This window comes from Thiovibrio frasassiensis (genome assembly GCF_029607905.1).
In the GTDB taxonomy this organism is placed as follows: domain Bacteria; phylum Desulfobacterota; class Desulfobulbia; order Desulfobulbales; family Desulfurivibrionaceae; genus Thiovibrio; species Thiovibrio frasassiensis.
This window is the reverse complement of the sequence record NZ_JAPHEH010000001.1, coordinates 2415016-2433159: the sequence shown is the minus strand read 5'-3', so window position 1 is coordinate 2433159 and position 18144 is coordinate 2415016. Positions and strand designations below refer to the sequence as shown.

Sequence of the window (18144 nt, the reverse complement as noted above, 5' to 3'; positions counted from 1 at the left end):
GGCGCGAAGCCTCCTTTTTTGAGTGGGGTTGAATTATGCGACAGGGTCAAACTGGTATCGACAACGAAATGGTACTTGCCGGAATTGCGCCACGCTTGTCAGACATGCGCGGGAGGATAAAAGTTCCGGGGAAATGCATGGAGTCCTCATGAGCCCAGCTCATGCACCAGGATTCCGCTGCCTGCGGCAAGCTGGAGTGCCTCATCAACGATCCTCCGGTGATGGGTAAAGAGAATCACCTGGGTTTTGCCTGCCATCTCCCCAAGAATCTTCAGGGCTGCCCGGGAACGGGCATCGTCGGCGTTGACCAGAATATCATCGAGGATAAAAGGCATGGGCTCATGACCGGCAAGGCGCCACTCCAGAGAGGCCAGGCGCAGGGCAAGGAACAGTTGATCCCGGGTGCCAGTACTCATCCGTTCCACTAAAACCCTGTCGCCGTTTGCCCTTGTGCCAACCAGTATCGGCTCTCCTTGATCATTTTCATCTGTCTGCAATCCGGCAAAGGAGCCCAGGGTAAGCTCCTTGAAATAGCGGGAGGTGATGGCCAGCACCGGGGTCTGGTTTTCGCGGCGAAACCGTTCGATCTCGCTTTTCAGGATATGCCCTGCCACCTTGAGTTCGATATAGCGCTCCGTCAACCGGCGGAGCTTGGCCAATATCCGGGCGCCCTCTTCCGCCGCTTCAGCGGCGGAGGCATTGCCGTCCATCTGGCGGAGCTGATTTCTCTTTTCGCCGATGCGCTCGGCGAGGCGCTTGCTTTCCGGGGCCAGGTCCTGTTCGATTTCCTGGGTCAGGCGGCTGATTTCGCCAGAAAGATCGTCCGGGTCGATTGTCGCGGCTTGACTCTCCAGTTCACCAAGGGGAAGGCCGTCTGCCCCTTCGATCAGGATTCGCTCGGTCTGGGCAAGGCGTTTCGAAAGGCTCTGGTACTGGGCCGAGCGTTTTTCCGCCGCCTCCAGTTCTTCGGGTAAAACCCTTCCGGCTTGGCGGCAGAGTTCTGCAAGCTGTTGCTCCAGGGCTTTACGTTCTTCTGCCAGGAGGCGGGCTTCCTCTTTCTCGCTTTTTTCTTTTTTGAGATACCCATCCCGCAGGGTTTTGTCGGTGCGGGCTTGCTTAAGAAGCGCCTTAAGCTGTGCCACGATTTCTTCCGGCGACTGGCTCACGTGTGCGGGGGCAAGCCTTTTGGCCAAGGTCAGTGCAGCTTCCACGAAGAGCTGGTTATCCCGGGAAATACCATCGATGCGCCGGCGCAGATCCTCACCTTCTTTCAACTTGGAAAAACAGCTGCGCAGATTTTCCAGAAGATCTCCGGCCTCGGCGGGGTGTATTTTTCTGTCGCCTCCAAGATCGGCAGCAACCTCCTGCCATTCCCGGCGCCAGGACTCGAGCTCTTGGGAGAAATCCGCCTGCTTGCTCTCTTCCAAAGCAGCATCCGTTAGAAGATCTGCCTTTTTCTCTATAAGCTTGCGCCGTTTTTCCACGATCTCCGTGAGCTGTGCAAAGACCGCCTCTCCCTGAAGGAGCAAGGGCTCAAGCTCGTCCGTTTCGGCAGGAATTTTTTCGGAAAGAGCCGCAAGTTCCTTGGCCAAAGTAGCGCACAGCTCCTGGCGTTCGGCGGACTTTTGTGCCAATTCGCGCTCGTTGGCCAAAAGATCTTCAGTTTTCTCCCTCAGGGTTGCGGCTTCGACAAGCCAGGCCAGCATCTCCTTTGGCGAGAGCGGGGTAATGGAGCAGGGCAGCCAAAGTGTCTGCCACTCCGTATGAATGGCCGTGAAGGCAAGAATGATCTGGCTCTCTTCTTTCTCCAACTCGGCCAGAGCCTCGGTCAGGCTCTGCTGCTCTGTGCGCAGGGATGCAAATGCTTGGACCCGGTCTGCCTCATGTCGGAGACGATCCGCCAGCGTATCCGCCAGAACCACCTTTTTTTCATAGGCCTCCGGCAGCGGCAGATCCTGAGCGAAGGCGAGATCTTCCCCTCCCAGCTCTTCCCCCCGGAGCCATTGTCTGCGAAGAAGCTGCCAACCCAGGTCGCGTTGAGTCCGGATTATGACAAGCTCTTCTTCCGAGGGGGTGCTTCCTGATTCCTCGTGCTGGTGGATGTCCCCCTGCAGTTTTGCCAGCCTGGTCCGTAGCCGTTCCCTTTCCTTTTGGATATCCCTCTGTTGTTCATCATGGACCTGAAAGGCAGACTCGTACTTGCGCACCGTTTCAGGCAGAGGCAAGCGCAGGGCTAAAAGATCTTCGAGCCCGCCGGACCAGAGGGGAAGCCGAGCCAGGGCGGCAAGGCAGCTGCGTTTTTTATCTTCGACCAGTCGCGCCCTGGCGGCCAGGTCTGCGTCGATTGCCCCGTATTTACGGGCAAGGCGGCAGGCCTGGCTCAAGGAGGAACCATCTTTTTCTTGGGGCAGCCGACCGATTTCTCCGTCGAGTACTGCGATTTCCCGTTGGATATCCCGTAACTCTTTTTCTGTCTGAGCAAGCCCCTGTTCCAAGCCTTTATGGTGGGCGGCCAAATCACTGATGATCTTTCTCCGGCCGGAAACAGCCCGAAGGGTCTCCGCCTCTTCCAGGGAGATATCTTGCCGCACCATGCGCAAGAACTCCGCCGCCTCTCTCTTGCAGCTGATCCGCATCCCTTCGAGGTTGGGTTGATCTTTCCTGGCCTTGTTGTAGCCGCCCAACCGTTGGTGCAGATCTTCAATGGCCTCCTCCGCATCGAGCACCGCTTGATAAGGGGAGATCACGTCCATTTTCTCCCGTTGGGCGAGCTTTTCGGCAAGATCAGCTTCACGGCGCATCAGGGTATGGAGCGCCTTTTCCGTCTCCTGACGTCGGGAGGGAAAATCATCCGGGACCACCTCCACCTTCCCTAATTCAGCAAGGTGAAGCTGGATTTCTTTCCGCAGAGCAAGCTGGGGGAAGAGCTGCCGTAATCGCTCCAACTGGCGCAGACGGCGATCCTTTGTTTTGCCTTTTTCTTCTATGGCTTGCAGGGCTTCCTGCGCCACGGCCAAGCCATTATTGAGTTCGTGCCAATCCCGACTGGAAAGGGAGTTGTCCCGCACGATCCGTTGCGTTTCCTTGTAAGCTGCCAGGGCCTCATTGATCTCCCTTTTTCCGCGGGCTAAAAAAAGGAGTTCGGACTCACTTTCAAGTCCGGCGAGAACCCCGCGCAGGGAAGAGATCCCTGTTCCCGCGGAAAACAGGGCCTGACCTACTTCGCCCTTCTGGGCCAGGATATCCTCACCGCCTCGGACAAGATCCTCATGGCTCAGGCCATAGAGAGACTCGAAAACCGCCTGCTCGGTTATGGGTAAAAAAGCGGCAAGCGCTCCCGGTTCAAGGGGCTTGCCTTCACAGTCAAGCACATCCGCCTTTCTCTTTTTGCGCCGGTAAAAGGCAAGCTCGCGGCCATCTTCGGCCCGGAGGCATCCGCCCACCAATAACTGGTCGTTGGCATGGCGGAAATTATCGTGGGTTCTCTCCGGGAAACCGAAGAGCCAGGCCTTGAGCGCCCTGAGGGTGCTGCTCTTCCCGGCCTCGTTGGGGCCGTAAACGATGTGCAGGCCGGGGCCCAGTTCCAGGGTGTGATCGCTGAACCGGGCAAAGGCCTTGAGTTCGAGCCTGGAAATCCTCATCGGCCTCCCCCCTGTCCGAGCAACTTGGCGATGAGCATCTCCTTGACCTCTTCGCGGAGGGAGGCAGCCCATTCCGAGGAATCATCACCAATAAGTCCGCCCTCATGGAGGAGCTCCGGGGGGAGTTTGTTGAGCATCTCCGCGATCTCCGGGATCTGTTCCTTGATGGAACCCGGTTGAAAAGCAAAGCGATCGACGGCCTGGACCAGATCCGCCAAGGGAGTTTCTGGGCCAAGTCCCATGGGGTCACCGGAAAGAGCCACGGGTCGGCGGGTGGCAAATTCCACCTTTTCCAGCCATATCTCACCGAGCCCTACGGCAAGACTACGGAATTCCTCGGTCAGGGGCACAGCATCCCGGTGCAACTCAGCATGGACCGGGCTTTCCCCTGTCAATTGCAGGCGGAGAGCCAAGGGGCGTCCATCGGCGCGCCCCTCTTCACTCTCCATACCCTGCCGGATCGCCTCGATGGCCAGATCCTTGGTGGCGCAGTTGGTGAGATCGACCTGACAGAGGGACCAGCGCAGGACATCAAGTTCACGGTGCTCCACCGCGGCGATGCGCCCCTCCTCCACCCGGACCAGGGTGGCCCCTTTGGCTCCGGTCTCATGGATGTGTCTGCCTTGGATATTGCCGGGAAAAACGATCCAGGGAGAGTCGGCCACCTCCTCCCGCTTATGGATGTGGCCAAGGGCCCAATAATCATAGCCTTTGGCCAAAAGATCATCAAGGGAACAGGGCGCATACGGTTCATGGCCCTGTCGGCCGGTGAGGGAGGTATGGAGCAAGCCGATGTTCAGGTAATGCGGGAGGGGTTGGGGAAAATTGCGGGCAATGTTCTCGACCAACCCTCTGGCATGGTAGCCCTGACCATGCAAGGCAACGCCGAGTGCTTCGATGGTCACGGTTCCGGGTTGTTTGGTGGAAAACAAGTGGACATTGTCGGGCAGCTGCAGGGCCTTGGTGATCTGGCTTGCCGCGTCATGGTTGCCCGAGACCATGAAGACCCGGATATTTGCCTTGCGCAGCCGGGAGACCCGGTTGATAAAGAAAAGCCCGGTATTGTAATCCTTCCAGTCACCGTCGTAGAGGTCCCCTGCCAGAAGGACAAAGGCGACCCGTTCCTCAATGGCCAGGTCGATCAGGTTGTCGAACGCCCTCCGCGTTGCCTGGCGGAGTTGTTCCACCGGCGCATCGGCGTAAGCTTCCAGGCCGCGCAAGGGGCTGTCGAGATGGATATCTGCGGCATGGAGAAAGGTAAACATGGCTTATGTCAGCATGAGCAGGATGGCGGAAAGGATCACCATGGCCACCACGAATTTTTGGATAAAGCCATTGCCCTTGGTGACCGTGACATGGGAGCCGATGAAGGCCCCCAGCATGCTGCCGCTGCCCAGGGCGAGGCCCGGCACCACCTGCACCTTGCCGCCGAACCAGAAGATCGCCAGGGAAACACAGGTGAGGAGAAAAATGACAAAGCTCTTGATGGCATTGCCCGCCACAAGATCGTAGCCGGTGAGGACCGTGGCCGCAATGATCAGAAAGCCGACCCCGGCCTGGATAAAGCCCCCATACAAACCGATGGTGAAGAAGAGAACCCAGAGTAAGGCCCAGCGCTTGAGGCTGTAAGTGGTCTCGGGCCGAGGCAACATGGCGGCGGGCTTGAAAAAAGTAACCAAGGTCATGAGCACCATGAAGACGGCCAGGTACTTTTTAAAGGCCGCATCGCTGATCACCATGGCGCCGTAGGTGCCGAGCACGCTGCCGAGTACGGCGGGAATGGCGATGATCAGGCTGAAGCGGACCGGAAATACCCCGTGGCTATGGAGCTGTCTGGTGGCGGTGAGGCTTTGGAGAAAGACGCCGATGCGGTTGGTGGCATTGGCTACGGTGGGCGGCAGACCCATGAAGATGAGCAGCGGGATGGTAAGAAACGAACCGCCTCCAGCCAGGGTATTGATAAAGCCGGCCAGGCCGCCGCCAAGGACCAGCAGAAAAATATTGAGCACGGAAAAATCCTGCATCTCAAACTCCCGAAGTCATTGACATTACTTAAGCAGATATCTCTGTACCACAGCGATGATCAAGTTGCCAGCAAACATTGACACGCCTTGTGTGCACCCTTTCTTCTTGACAGGGAGCGCATCGGGCAGATATCAAGAGGTTTCCGCGCAGAGATTACTCAGGCAGTTCGGGAGAGGGGTTATGGATACACAGTTGGCAAGGCAGTTACAGCAGTTTCTTGAGGAAGATATCGGCTTGGGCGACATCACCACCGATTCGGTTTTTCCGCCCGAGCAGCAGGGGCAAGCCGTATTTGTCGCCAAGGAGGATTTTGTGGCGGCCGGTCTCGACGAGGTCGCCCCCCTTGTTTTTGCCACCCGCAATCCCCGGATTGTCTGCACGGCGAGGCAGAAAGACGGCGACAGAGTCCTTGCCGGGGCAGAGATTTTTTCCGCCCAGGGACCGGTGCGGGACCTGCTCAGCGCCGAACGTCTGGCCCTGAATCTGGTCCAGCGGATGAGCGGCATCGCCACCCTGACCAGCGCCTTTGTCCAACAGGTCGAGGGGTTGCCGGTGCGGATCCTTGACACCCGCAAGACCACCCCCGGCCTCCGGGCTCTGGAGAAATACGCGGTCCGGGTCGGCGGGGGGCATAATCACCGGTTCAGCCTGGCCGACGGTATCCTGCTCAAGGACAACCATATCGCGGCCTGCGGCTCCATCACCAAAGCGGTCCAGACCCTGCGGGACAAGGCGCCCCATACCCTGAAGATCGAGGTGGAAACGGAAAATCTCGCCCAGGTCGAGGAATGCCTGGCTTGCGGGGTGGAGATCATCATGCTCGACAACATGGCCCCTGCCCTGATGCGCCAAGCCGTGGCCCTGATCGGCGGCCGCGCCCTGGTGGAGGCTTCCGGCGGGGTGAATCTGACCAATGTCCGCGAGATTGCGGAAACCGGGGTTGATCTCATCTCGGTGGGGGCGCTCACCCATTCGGCCAGGGCCATGGATATCAGCATGCGGTTGAGCGTGTAAGCGGTTACGCTTCGATCACTTTCTTGATGGCCGCGGCCAAGCTGGTAATGGTATAGGGCTTTTGCAGGAAATCCTTAACCCCAAGGAGAAGGATCTCCTCCACCCGGTTGTCCTTGCGAAATCCCGAGGCAAGAAGCACCTTTACCGCAGGATTGATTTTTTGCATCTCGATAAAGGCCTCCCTGCCGGACATGATCGGCATGGCCATGTCCAGAAGCACCGCCTGTATCTCTGCCTGATGCTGCCGGTAGATCTCCACCCCCTCCTGGCCGTTGCTTGCGGTGAGCACCGAATAGCCCACGGCCAGCAAAACATCCTCCGCCATACTCCGGACGAGTTCATCGTCATCCACCACCAGGATCAACCCTGCTCCCCGAATAATATCAAGGCTCTGCCCGTCTGCGAGCGAGTCTTCCGAGCGGACCAGGGAGGGGAGATAGACGTTGAAGGTGGAGCCAAGCCCCGGCTCCGAATAGACATCGATAAAGCCCAGTTGCTGGCGGACGATGTTGTAGACCATGGCCAGGCCAAGGCCGGTGCCCTTGCCTGGCTCCTTGGTGGTAAAGAAGGGATCGAAGATCTTGGCCGCTGTCTTGGTATCCATGCCCACTCCGGTGTCGCTCACCGAAATACGCCAATACGCATTCGCGATTGCCTCGGGGTGTTTTTTCTGAAACACCGGATCCACCGTGATCTTGTCAATGGCCACGGCGAGGGTGCCGCCCCATTGGGTATCTTCGCGCATGATGGTCATGGCGTGCACCGCATTGATGCAGAGGTTCAGCAGAACCTGCTCCATCTCGGTGGTGTCCGCCAGCACATAGGCCGGTTCCGCGGCAGGATGCTCCTCCACCTTCACCGACTTATCAAAGGTGTTCTCTCCAATCTTGCGCACATGCTTGAGGGAGAGGTTGAGGTCCACGGGTACCAGATCGGCCTGCTGCTTGCGAGACAGGGTGAGCAATTGCCGGACCATGTCCACGGCCCGCTGCCCCGCTGTTTCCATGCGCTCAAGATACTCGTTCAACTCCGTGGAGGAAAGTCCTTGGTGGTTTTTGATCTTGTACTGGAGCAGGGAGAGATTGCCCAGCATGGAGGCAAGAACATTGTTGAAATCATGGGCCAGGCCGCCGGCAAGGGTACCGATGGATTCCATCTTCTGAGCCTGCCGCAGTTGCTGTTCCTTGTGCTCAAGCTCGGTGATGTCATCAAGACGAATGGCCACGCCGGCGGTGCCGTTGGCGATCAGGGGAAAGAAGGTCAGATTGTAGAGATTTTCCGGGTTCTGGCTTACCTGTTCGCGGGGGAGGGTCACCGTGTTTTGGTTTCGCCCGGCATCGTCGACCTGCTGGGTATATTTGCAAAAAAATGGGGCAATATCATAGATCTTTCTGCCGATCGCCTCCTGGGAGGAGATGCCGGTAAGCTTGCAAGCCGCGGTGTTCCATTGGGTAACGGTGCAATCGACGTCCAGGGTAACCAGCATGGAGGGCATGGACTCGATGATATTGTTGAGGTAGTTGCGCATGCGGGCAATCTCCCGCTCCGCAGCCTTTTGCGCGGTGATGTCGCGGATCAATCCCTCGTATTTGTTCACCTTCCCGCCAAACCCCCGGACCGCATGGCAGGTCAAGGCGGCGATGATGGGAGTGCTGTTGTTGGCGATAAGGATGAGTTCGTAGTCCTTGACAAACCCCTGGGAGCCCATCAGCTCCTTGAATGTGGCGAATGACCCCTCGTTCTCGAAGATGTTGGCAAAGAGGTTTCTGCCGAGCATTTCCTTCAGTGACTCAGCGCCGAGGATGGAGATGAACGCGGGGTTTACATCGAGAAGCTCCCCTTTTTCGTCGGCCACGAAAATTCCTTCCATGGCCCGCTCGAACAGATGCCTGAATTTTTTTTCGGAGTTTTGCAGCGCCAGCTCCCGGGAGGCTATGGTGCTGGCCATGACATGCAGGGTCTGGGAAAAACGCTCCAGCTCCAGCACCCCCCTGGGCATGGGGATCTCCACATTGCAATTGCCTTGGGTAATGCTGTCGGTTGCCTGCATGAATCGCTGGACCGGTCCGCTCAAGCGCTGGGCCAGAAGCGAGCCGATTAAAACGGAGAGGATCCAAAAGCCAAGGCCGGTGAGCGCCGCGTTTCTCTGGATTTCATGCAGGTGCGCAAGGATCGGCTTCATGGACAGGGAAACCCTGGTTACGCCAAAGACCATTTCACCGATGGCGATGGGCGCGGCAACCACCAACTGATCATGGACGGGGTCGATCTTGACCCGTATCTCATTATCCGTGATCGCAAGGTCTTCCTCCAGCATGGTGCCGAGCAGCCGCACCTCGGAAGCAGCCAGGATGTTTCCCTGGCTGTTGGCGATCTGGATGGACTCGATGTCGACAAGGGTGGAAGATTCCCGGACGTATTCCTGGAGAGGCGCGTAATCTTCCGTGATCAGGTGATCGATCACGGCAAAGGCGGTGGTGCGGGCAATGGCCGTGCCATGGGCGGAAAGGTTGCTGATGGCATATTTTTTAAAGATATGGGAATACAGGATGACGAGCGAGGCAGTCAGCAGCAGGGTGATGGCTGTGCAGTAGACAATAAGATGGGTGCGCAGGCGGAAGGAAGTCATCAATGATGCGTGTAGAATGCGTGGTTTTTGATGACCTTGTAGAACGGATCGTAATCCTCCTTGGTTGCGGCGACGATCTTTTTGATCTGCAGGCTCTTTAAAATGGCCAGGTCCTCCGGCTTGTCCGGGGAAAGAGAGGTCAGGACCTCACGGATGACTGAGGCGGTCCGTTGGTCCATGCCGCTCTTGACCACAAAGGGAAACTGGGGGACCTCGGCGGAACGGGACACTATCCTGAACTGATCCTTGACCGGAGCGAAATCCTTCATCTCCAAGGTGTCGAGCCGGATAACCCCGCCATCGTATTTCTTGTTGAGCACCCCGTAGATGATGGTGTCGAGCTTGCCGACAAACTGGAGATCCAGATCCTTTTTCGAGTCGATCCTTTTTTCGTCAAGCTGGGCCTTAAAAAACATGTATCCGGCATAGGAATGCTCGCCAATGGCGGCGATCTTCTTCCCCTTGCACTGCTCGATGGTTTTGATCTCGCTGTCTTGCCGGACGATCACCCCGCCCCAGAAGGAGGGGATTCCTTTGGCGATCGCGGTGTATCCGGCGGGCAGCATTTTGTAGTAAACGGTAATGGAGGGCAGCGCCAGATCGTATTCCCCGGCCAGACTTTTTTTCAGAAAGGCCTCCGAATCCGTGGCGGAGACGAGCAGCACCTTTTTCCCGAGCCGTTTTTCAATCCTGGCGGCAAGGGGGCTGAAAACCTCGATCACGCTCTTGGGCGATTTGTAGGGAAACACGGCAAAACGGATGGTTTCGTTTGTTTCCTGGGCCGGGCAAGACAGGGGCAAGGCCATGCCCCATGCCGTCACACAAAGAAAAAACCAGAATGCCGGACTGGTAGATATGTTGCGCATGCTGGTTCTCCCTCAGGTGGTTGTTTCGCTCCGCGGTACACGGCCGTTAGATAATGATAGACGTTTGCATGCGCTGCTGTCAATTGAGGGTTTGCGGTTTTTTGCAGGCAGGAAAGAGGCCGATGAGAAATCAGCACCGCTCCGGCCTTGCCATCTTGCCCTGCTTGTATTGACAAAAAAACGGAGCTGGACTATTTTGCACAATTTAGGCGCCGTCACCAAAGAAGAATCGGTGTTCCCCTGCTGCTTTTGACTCTTGCCAAAGGATCCCCATGGACCAGCTCATCGAAGAAAGCCTGAAGCATTCCATTGCCGCCAAGCAAGCGCTGGTGGCCACCCAGATGGGCGGTATCAAGCAGCTGGCCCAGTGGATGATCGATACCATCAAGCGCGGCAACAAACTGATGATTTTCGGCAACGGGGGCAGCGCCGCCGATGCCCAGCACATGGCGGCCGAATTCGTCAACCGTTTCATGATCGACCGCCCTCCCCTGGCCGCCATCGCCCTGACCACGGACAGCTCTATTCTTACCAGTATCGGCAACGATTTTTCCTTTGACGATATCTTTCTTAAACAGATCCAGGCGCTGGGCAAGGAAGGCGATCTGGCCCTCGGGATCTCAACGAGCGGCAACTCGCCCAATGTCATCAAGGCGGTGGAAGCGGCCAAGGTGTTGGGCATGCAAACCGCGGTGCTCACCGGCAAGGATGGCGGCAGACTCATCGGCTTGGCCGACCTGACCATCAACGTGCCCTCGCAGGTGACTCCGGCCATCCAAGAGGCGCATGTCTGGGTGGAGCATATCCTCTGCCAGATCGTGGACGAGGCCCTGTATGGCCGCGGCGTTTCCGCCTGAATCCCCCAGGATAATTAACTCCCATGAAAAAATATCTCCCCCTGGATTTCTCCGGACTCAACACCTATTCGATCCACGGCCGTTACAGTAAGGTCACGGTGGAGAATTTCGCCAAGCCCCTTGCGCCCGGTTCCACCCTCAAGGAGTTCATCGCCTCCCTGCCGGAACAGCTTTTGGGGGTCGATTTTCCCGAGCTGGTCGGGCGGCTGGCGAAAAGCCATGTGAGCGAGCGTCCCATTATCGTCGGCATGGGCGCCCATGTGATCAAGGTTGGCTTGAACCCCATTCTCATCGATCTCATGGAGCGGGGAATCATCAGCGCCATCGCCTTAAACGGCGCGGGCATCGTCCATGACACCGAGATCGCCATGGTGGGGCGCACCTCGGAAGAGGTGGGGGATGTGTTGGGCAGCGGCGCTTTTGGCGCGGCCAAGGAAACCGGCGAGGTGGTGAATGCAGGGATCAATCAGGCAGCGGAGAAAGGGCTTGGCCTGGGCGATGGTTTGGGCGAATATCTGCTGGAACAGAACTTCCCTTACAACACCATGAGCCTGCTGGCCACGGCCAAGCGGCTGGGCATTCCTCTCACCGTGCATGTGGCCATGGGTACGGATATCGTCCATATCCACCCTTCCGCCAACGGCGCGGCCATCGGCCAGACCAGCCATCAGGATTTTCGCCTCTTTTGCGCCCTGGTTGCCGACCTGGAGGGCGGCGCCTACCTCAACTTCGGTTCCGCCGTGCTTCTGCCCGAGGTCTTTTTAAAGGCCCTCACCGTGACCCGCAATTTGGGGCATGTGGTGAACAACTTCACCACGGCCAATTTCGATTTCATCCGCCATTACCGGACCATGACCAACGTGGTGAACCGGCCGACCATGGGCGGCGGCAAGGGATACAACATCATCGGCCACCACGAGCTGCTGATCCCGCTCCTGGCCGCGACCCTGCTCGATCAGCTGCATGGAAAATGACCTTATTTGCCGACTTGTCTTGCGAAAACCGTGGAAAAAAGCTAAAGAACGGAGTCCTCTTCCATGCCATTGCATGATTTTATCTGCCGGGGTTGCGGACATGCTTTCGAGGCACTGCTGATCGGCAAGGAGCAGCCCCTCTGTCCGCAATGCGGCAGTCCGGATTTGCACAAGCAGATGTCCACCTTTGCCAGCCGCACGGCCAGCAAGGGGGATGGTTCCGGTTCGGGCGGTTCCAAGTGTGCCGGCTGCGCAGGCGGAAGCTGCAGTACCTGTCATTAAAGATGCGAGACCAGCACAATACGTCTCTCTCCTCCGGAGAGCCAACATAAAGGATCAGTTGATGCAGAAAACAATCAGAATCGGCACCCGGGCAAGCCTGCTGGCTCTGGCCCAATCCAACTGGATCAAAGGGCTGATCGAGGCCCGCTATCCGGAGACCACGGTTGAGCTGGTGAAGATCGTCACCAAGGGCGACAAGATTCTGGACGTGCCGCTGGCCAAGGTGGGCGGCAAGGGGCTGTTCGTCAAGGAGATCGAAGAGGCGTTGCTCGCCAATGCGGTTGATATCGCGGTGCACAGCATGAAGGATGTCCCGGCCGAACTGCCCGAGGGGCTGCACATCGGCATCATCACCAAGCGGGAAAACCCGCTGGACGCCTTCATCTCCAATAAATGCACCACCTGCCGCGATTTGCCCCCGGGCGCGACGGTGGGTACCAGCAGCCTGCGCCGCAAGTCTCAGCTGGCCAATATCCGTCCCGATCTGGTCATCCAGGATCTGCGGGGCAATCTCGATACCCGGCTGCGCAAGCTCGACGAAGGCCAGTACGATGCGATCATCCTGGCTGCCGCCGGGCTCAACCGCTTGTCGCTCAGCGACCGGGCCAAGTCTTTCTTCACGGTGGAAGAGATGCTGCCGGCCGTGGCCCAGGGCGCGGTGGGCATCGAATTGCGGACAAGCGATACGGAGCTCCTGGCCGGTTTGTTCTTTATGGATCACCAGGAAACCTCCTTGGCTGTTCGGGCGGAACGCGGCTTTCTCCACCGGCTCCAGGGCGGCTGTCAGGTGCCCATCGCCGGCTTTGCCAGATTGGTCGAAGGGGAGATCCAGATGACCGGCTTGGTCGCCTCGGTAACCGGAGAGCAAATAGTCCGCCTTGCTTTACAGGGGGAGATCACCGATCCCGAGGGTTTGGGGGTTCGCTTGGCGGAAAAACTGCTGAGCGAAGGCGGCAAAGAAATCCTTTCCGAGGTTTACGGCCACACCATGGAATAAGACGCTCCCAATACTCGGGCGCATAACCAAACCGGCCAGGCCGGTTTTTTTGTTGAGAAGAATCATGAAAACAGACAACGAGCCAAAGAAGACACGATCCAGAGGCAAGGTATATCTCATCGGCGCTGGTCCCGGCGATCCCACCCTGATTACGGTGAAGGGGCTGGAACTCCTTAAACGGGCCGAGGTTCTGGTCTACGACTATCTCGCCACCCCCAAACTGCTCAAGTTCGTACCCAAGGACGCCGAGCTGATCTACGCCGGCAAAAAAGGCGGTGAATGCCACGCCCACACCCAGGAGGAGATCAACCAGATGCTGGTGGATCATGCCACTGCCGGCAAGATTGTGGTGCGGCTGAAAGGCGGCGACCCCTTTATCTTCGGTCGGGGCGGAGAGGAGATCGAAGAGCTGGCCAAACACGGCGTCGCCTTTGAGGTGGTGCCGGGCGTTACCTCTGCCACTGCCGCCGCCACCTATGCGGGGGTGCCCATCACCCACCGGGATTACACCGCCTCGGTGGCCTTTGTCACCGGCCATGAGGACCCGACCAAGGAAACCTCCAATATCGCCTGGGACAAGATCGCCACCGGCATCGGCACCCTGGTTTTTTACATGGGGATCAAGAATCTTCCCTTTATCACCGAAAATCTGATCAAATATGGCCGCGATCCGGAGACCCCGGTGGTTGTGGTACGCTGGGCCTCCACCCCGATCCAGCGCTCGGTGGTCGGCACCCTGGCCACCATCGCCGAGGTGGTTAAAGCCGAAAAGATCAAGCCGCCCGCCCTCATCGTGGTGGGCGAGGTCGTCAAGCTGCGCGACACCATCAATTGGTTCGAGAAAAGGCCGCTGTTCGGCAAACGCATTCTTGTCACCCGGACCCGCGAACAGGCCAGCGAGCTGGTCCGCCTCCTGGAAGATCAGGGCGCCGACTGCGTGGAGGGAGCCACCATCGCCCTCGCCCCGCCGGACAGCTGGGAGCCGCTGGATGCAGAACTGAACCGGATTGGCGAGTACCAGTGGCTGGTATTCAGCAGCATCAACGCCATCCGCTTCTTCTTCAGCCGGCTTTTTGAACAGGGTTTGGATTGCCGCGCCCTGGCGGGGCCGAAGATCGCCGTGGTTGGCACAGCCACCGCCGAGATTTTGAAAGAGTACGGCCTCGTCGCCGATCTGATCCCCGAGGAATTCACCGGCGAGGGATTGGCGGCCGGCATGGTGGCGCAGGGGGTGCGGGGCTGCAAGGTCCTCCTGCCCCGGGCCAAGAAGGCCCGCGAGATCCTGCCGGAGATCCTCCAGGAGAACGGGGCCGAGGTTGCGATCGTGCCGGTTTATCAGAATGTCCGGCCTAAGGATTATGACCTGGTGCGCCAGGAACTGGCCGAAGGGGGGATCGACATGGTCACCTTCACCAGCTCGTCGACGGTGACCAATTTTCTTGAGATGCTGGGGCCGGAGCGTGATGCTTTGCTGTCCGGGGTCAAGATTGCGACCATTGGCCCGATCACCGCGAGAACCGCGGAAAAGGCGGGGCTGAGCATCGATGTGCAGCCAAAGACCTATACCATTCCGGAGCTGGTGGAAAGCATTCTCGATTTCTATGCCCGGTAGGAGAAGCTAACTGAAGAGGATCTGGCTCCATCTGGCAACCAGATCCTCTTTTTCTTCGTGCAACCGTTTGGCCGCCGCCTTGACCGCCTCGCTGCTGAGCCCCAGACATCGTGGCACCAGCAGTTTCTCGTTATCCACGGACAGATCCCAGCCCATTCCCAACTTTTTCGTAATGTTGTCCGCAAGAAAGACCAAAGCCGCAGCCTGCTCGTGATTCCCCGCCCCGACAGGGGCATGATGATAGCGGACCACACTGGCCAGAAGATCGCTGAACCCCCATTTGACGGCAAGAAAGGTTCCCACCTCGGCATGGGAAAGGCCAAGCTTCTGCTCCGCTTCCAGCATGGACACCCCTTCGTTTCTGCAGGTCTCGACAATCTCCCGCATCTCCTCCTGGAGATAGAGACAGGATAGAACCCGCCCCAGATCATGGATCAAGCCGGCGGTGAACATCTCGTCTGGTTTGAGGGTTGGAATCTGCTGGGCAAGAAGCTGGGCAACCCTGGCGGTGGCAACCAGATGCAGCCAGAGTTGCCGGATATTAAATCCATCCGCGCCCAGGTCAGAAGAAAATGAACCGGATAGGGATAAGGCCACCACCAGGTTGCGAACCTCATCAAAACCCAGCACGGTAACCGCCCTGGCCACACTGCTGATTTCTTTCGCGGAGCCGTAAGCCGGCGAATTCGCCACCCGAAGGATTCGCGCGGTGAGCAGCGGATCTTCGCCGATGATGCACTCCAAAGAGGCTGCGGTTGAGCCGTCCGCCTCGAGCTCACTTAAAACCTGATGCAGACTCTGGGGCAGAGAAGGCAGATCGTCCAGCTGCTCAAGCCGCTTGCCGAGGGAAATAGTCATTTCAGTTAGGCGATCTTCTCAAAAGCCCGCTGACTGGCACCGCACACCGGACATTTTTCCGGCGCTTCGCCCTCGCAGGTGTAGCCGCATACCGAACAGACATGGACGTCGGTCTCCTTCTCGTTGTCCAGGCTGTCGAGAGCCTTCTGGTACAGGGCGGCATGGATTTTTTCCACCTCGTTGGCATAGCTGAAACTGCGCTCGCCCGCCTTGTGTCCTTCTTCCTTGGCTGCGGCAATCATCCCCGGATACATGTTCTGGAATTCCTCGGTCTCGCCGCCGATGGCCTCTTTCAGGTTGGCGGCGGTATCGCCGATGGCTTTGAGGGCCCGGAGATGGGCGTGGGCGTGGATGGTTTCCGCGTGGGCCGCGGCACGAAAAAGTCTGGCGACTTGCTTGTGCCCTTCCTTGTCCGCTTTGTCGGCAAAGGCCAGATACTTGCGATTTGCCTGGGATTCTCCGGCAAAGGCCTCCCAAAGATTCTTCTCGGTCTTGCTCATGGGGTTTCTCCTTTTTCTGAGGGTTGAGGTTCTTTCCGCCGGGCCCATCAGGGTTGCGGCATAAAAAACAATGGTTGTGTTTGCGAGAAAAGGCTTTTAAATGAAGCGGATGCGAACCTGAACCCGCCACTGTTGTCCGATAATACCGGCCGGACGGTTATGCTGTCACTATTTTAATTCATTTGTCGAAGGCAGGGAAAACGGTATGAAAAAAAGGAGCATTTCCGCATTGTTGCTCTGGAAACAGGGGGCCACGCGGCGCGTTTTTTTTCTCAGCCTGGGGTTGTGTCTCGCCCTGCCCGGTTCGCTCTTTGCCGGAGGGGGGCAGAGTCTTGATACTTTGGTGGAGAACGGCGGGATTATCCTGACCAGAAACGGGGCCACTATATATGAGCGCAACCCGGACAGCCAGTTCATGCCGGCCAGCGTCCAGAAAATCGGCACGGCCCTAGCTGCCATCCGGATCTTGGGCAAGGAGTACCGCTTCACCACCCGCTTCTACCTCGATAATGATCAGGACCTCTATATCCAGGGGTTGGCTGACCCGTTGCTGGTTTCCGAAGAGGTGGCCCTGATTGTTGCCTCTCTCCGGGTCCGCGGGCTTACCGCAGTCCGAAATATCCATGTCGACGACAGCGGCTGCCGGCTTGGCAACGGGACCGAGGGGGCCAGCAATACCCTGAACCCCTATGATGCCCAGAACAGCTGCCTGGCGGTGAACTTCAACACCATCAATTTCATCAAGTCCGCGGATAGTGGGGTGCGTTCCGCAGAGGAGCAGACCCCTACCCTGCCGCTGATGCGCGAGTTGGCGCAGGGGCTGCCGCCCGGCACCCATCGGGTCAACGCCACAGCCAGCTCCAACCAAAGCCTGCGCTATGTTGGGGAGCTCTTCGCTGCCATGTGCAAGAAACAGGGGGTGACAATGCGCGGGGAGATCATCCCCGGCCCGGTGCCCGAGGGGCTCAAGCTGCTGTACGAGCACGCCTCAAGCAAGAGTCTGGACGAGGTGCTCACCGGGCTGCTCAAGTACTCCAACAACTTCATCGCCAACCAGCTTTTCCTGGCCATAGGCGCCAAAGAGTACGGCTGGCCCGCCACCTGGGACAAGGGGCAGCGGGCCATGACCGAATTTTACCGCAATGAGTTGGGACTTTCGGAAAAGGATATCGTGGTCCGCGAAGGCTCCGGCCTCTCTCGGCAGAACCGGGTGACGCCAAGGGGAATGCTCGCCATCCTGGAGGCATTCAAGCCCCATGCCGGGCTGCTGCCTTTTGAGAACAACTGCCAGCGCAAGTCCGGCACCATGACCGGGGTGTACGGGTATGCCGGATATTTTGCCGGAGCGCGCGGGCTGGACAGTTTTGTCCTCCTCCTCAACCAGCCGAAAAACACCAGGGATCAGGTGCTGGAGCTGCTTGGTGCCATGCACGGGGCCAAGGGGAGGCGCAAGAACTGAATTGTGCAAAGATTGGTTGTTACCGGCCGATTTCAGGGGAATTGCGAATCGTATCGCACCCTGATGACGTCTTTGTTAATACAGATGTCGTGGATGCCAACCAAGGCGGTTTTATTTTTGGTTTGATTTATTGCTTCAACCGGACCTTGGGATACTTTGACAAATTTAACGATATCGTTGAGATCGAAATCCGACCCAGTATCCATTGGCGAGAACACCACGTATTCATCAGTGCTTTTCTTGCCGATCTTGCCGAACAGGTAGCGGGGGGATTCACTTGACGGGAAGATTGATTCGATTTGGACTTTCATCTTGCTCCTTTTTTCTGGTTAACATTCAAAGGGGAGACAATAGGGTCCTTCGGATTATAATCTAAAATTCTCATCTGTAAAAAATATTTGGCGCAGTAAAGGCTTATAGCCTGAAATGC

At 57.9% G+C, this 18144-nt stretch carries 16 protein-coding genes; 8 read left to right on the top strand and 8 right to left on the bottom strand.

Annotated features, from left to right (window positions below; genetic code table 11):
- Positions 1 to 146 precede the first annotated feature (146 nt).
- The 3 genes from OLX77_RS11410 to OLX77_RS11400 are packed head-to-tail and all read right to left on the bottom strand — an operon-like array spanning position 147 to position 5665.
- Positions 147 to 3641: a YhaN family protein gene (locus OLX77_RS11410; protein WP_307633729.1), complete on the bottom strand. Its 3495-nt coding sequence runs from the start codon at positions 3639 to 3641 to the stop codon at positions 147 to 149.
- Positions 3638 to 4906, bottom strand: a complete 1269-nt coding sequence (locus OLX77_RS11405) for a metallophosphoesterase family protein (RefSeq protein WP_307633728.1) — start codon at positions 4904 to 4906, stop codon at positions 3638 to 3640. Before OLX77_RS11405 ends, OLX77_RS11410 begins: the two co-directional genes overlap by 4 nt.
- 3 nt (positions 4907 to 4909) lie before the next feature.
- Positions 4910 to 5665 (bottom strand): sulfite exporter TauE/SafE family protein, encoded by a 756-nt coding sequence (locus tag OLX77_RS11400; protein WP_307633727.1) that lies wholly within the window; start codon positions 5663 to 5665, stop codon positions 4910 to 4912.
- Between the two features lie 181 nt (positions 5666 to 5846).
- Here OLX77_RS11400 and nadC point away from each other — a divergent pair, with 181 nt between their 5' ends.
- Positions 5847 to 6680 carry a carboxylating nicotinate-nucleotide diphosphorylase gene (gene nadC / locus OLX77_RS11395; RefSeq protein WP_307633726.1) on the top strand — a complete coding sequence of 278 codons (834 nt, stop codon included), beginning with the start codon at positions 5847 to 5849 and terminating at the stop codon, positions 6678 to 6680.
- A gap of 4 nt (positions 6681 to 6684) precedes the next feature.
- Here the strand turns inward: nadC and OLX77_RS11390 are convergent, their stop codons facing one another.
- Positions 6685 to 9309, bottom strand: coding sequence for a hybrid sensor histidine kinase/response regulator (locus tag OLX77_RS11390; protein ID WP_307633725.1), 2625 nt, complete (start codon positions 9307 to 9309; stop codon positions 6685 to 6687).
- Positions 9309 to 10115 carry a phosphate/phosphite/phosphonate ABC transporter substrate-binding protein gene (locus OLX77_RS11385; protein ID WP_307633724.1) on the bottom strand — a complete coding sequence of 269 codons (807 nt, stop codon included), beginning with the start codon at positions 10113 to 10115 and terminating at the stop codon, positions 9309 to 9311. The genes OLX77_RS11390 and OLX77_RS11385 overlap by 1 nt, the downstream gene beginning before the upstream one ends.
- Between OLX77_RS11385 and OLX77_RS11380 the strand changes: the two genes are divergently transcribed.
- The 6 genes from OLX77_RS11380 (at position 10114) to cobA (ending at position 14897) form a co-directional block, all read left to right on the top strand.
- Entirely contained in the window at positions 10114 to 10428 is a 315-nt protein-coding gene (locus tag OLX77_RS11380) for a hypothetical protein (RefSeq protein WP_307633723.1), read from the top strand. The genes OLX77_RS11385 and OLX77_RS11380 overlap by 2 nt on opposite strands.
- Positions 10429 to 10447: 19 nt before the next feature.
- Entirely contained in the window at positions 10448 to 11032 is a 585-nt protein-coding gene (locus OLX77_RS11375) for a D-sedoheptulose-7-phosphate isomerase (protein WP_307633722.1), read from the top strand.
- A 23-nt stretch (positions 11033 to 11055) separates the two neighbouring features.
- Positions 11056 to 12006 carry a GSU2086 family protein gene (locus tag OLX77_RS11370; protein ID WP_307633721.1) on the top strand — a complete coding sequence of 317 codons (951 nt, stop codon included), beginning with the start codon at positions 11056 to 11058 and terminating at the stop codon, positions 12004 to 12006.
- Between the two features lie 63 nt (positions 12007 to 12069).
- Positions 12070 to 12288: an FmdB family zinc ribbon protein gene (locus OLX77_RS11365; RefSeq protein ID WP_307633720.1), complete on the top strand. Its 219-nt coding sequence runs from the start codon at positions 12070 to 12072 to the stop codon at positions 12286 to 12288.
- A 58-nt stretch (positions 12289 to 12346) separates the two neighbouring features.
- Positions 12347 to 13285, top strand: a complete 939-nt coding sequence (gene hemC, locus OLX77_RS11360; protein ID WP_307633719.1) for a hydroxymethylbilane synthase — start codon at positions 12347 to 12349, stop codon at positions 13283 to 13285.
- Between the two features lie 64 nt (positions 13286 to 13349).
- The gene (gene cobA, locus OLX77_RS11355; RefSeq protein WP_307633718.1) at positions 13350 to 14897 is read left to right on the top strand and encodes a uroporphyrinogen-III C-methyltransferase; all 1548 of its coding nucleotides are present in this window, start codon (positions 13350 to 13352) and stop codon (positions 14895 to 14897) included.
- A gap of 6 nt (positions 14898 to 14903) precedes the next feature.
- Here the strand turns inward: cobA and OLX77_RS11350 are convergent, their stop codons facing one another.
- Together OLX77_RS11350 and OLX77_RS11345 are read right to left on the bottom strand one after the other, a co-directional pair.
- On the bottom strand, positions 14904 to 15755 hold the full coding sequence (locus OLX77_RS11350; RefSeq protein ID WP_307633717.1) for an HDOD domain-containing protein: 852 nt from the start codon (positions 15753 to 15755) through the stop codon (positions 14904 to 14906).
- Positions 15756 to 15760: 5 nt separating this feature from the next.
- On the bottom strand, positions 15761 to 16255 hold the full coding sequence (locus tag OLX77_RS11345) for a rubrerythrin family protein (RefSeq protein WP_307633716.1): 495 nt from the start codon (positions 16253 to 16255) through the stop codon (positions 15761 to 15763).
- Between the two features lie 205 nt (positions 16256 to 16460).
- Between OLX77_RS11345 and OLX77_RS11340 the strand changes: the two genes are divergently transcribed.
- On the top strand, positions 16461 to 17714 hold the full coding sequence (locus OLX77_RS11340) for a D-alanyl-D-alanine carboxypeptidase/D-alanyl-D-alanine-endopeptidase (protein ID WP_307633715.1): 1254 nt from the start codon (positions 16461 to 16463) through the stop codon (positions 17712 to 17714).
- Positions 17715 to 17746: 32 nt separating this feature from the next.
- Here the strand turns inward: OLX77_RS11340 and OLX77_RS11335 are convergent, their stop codons facing one another.
- A complete protein-coding gene (locus OLX77_RS11335) occupies positions 17747 to 18025 on the bottom strand; it encodes a hypothetical protein (RefSeq protein ID WP_307633714.1) in 279 nt (92 codons plus the stop codon).
- Positions 18026 to 18144: the final 119 nt, after the last annotated feature.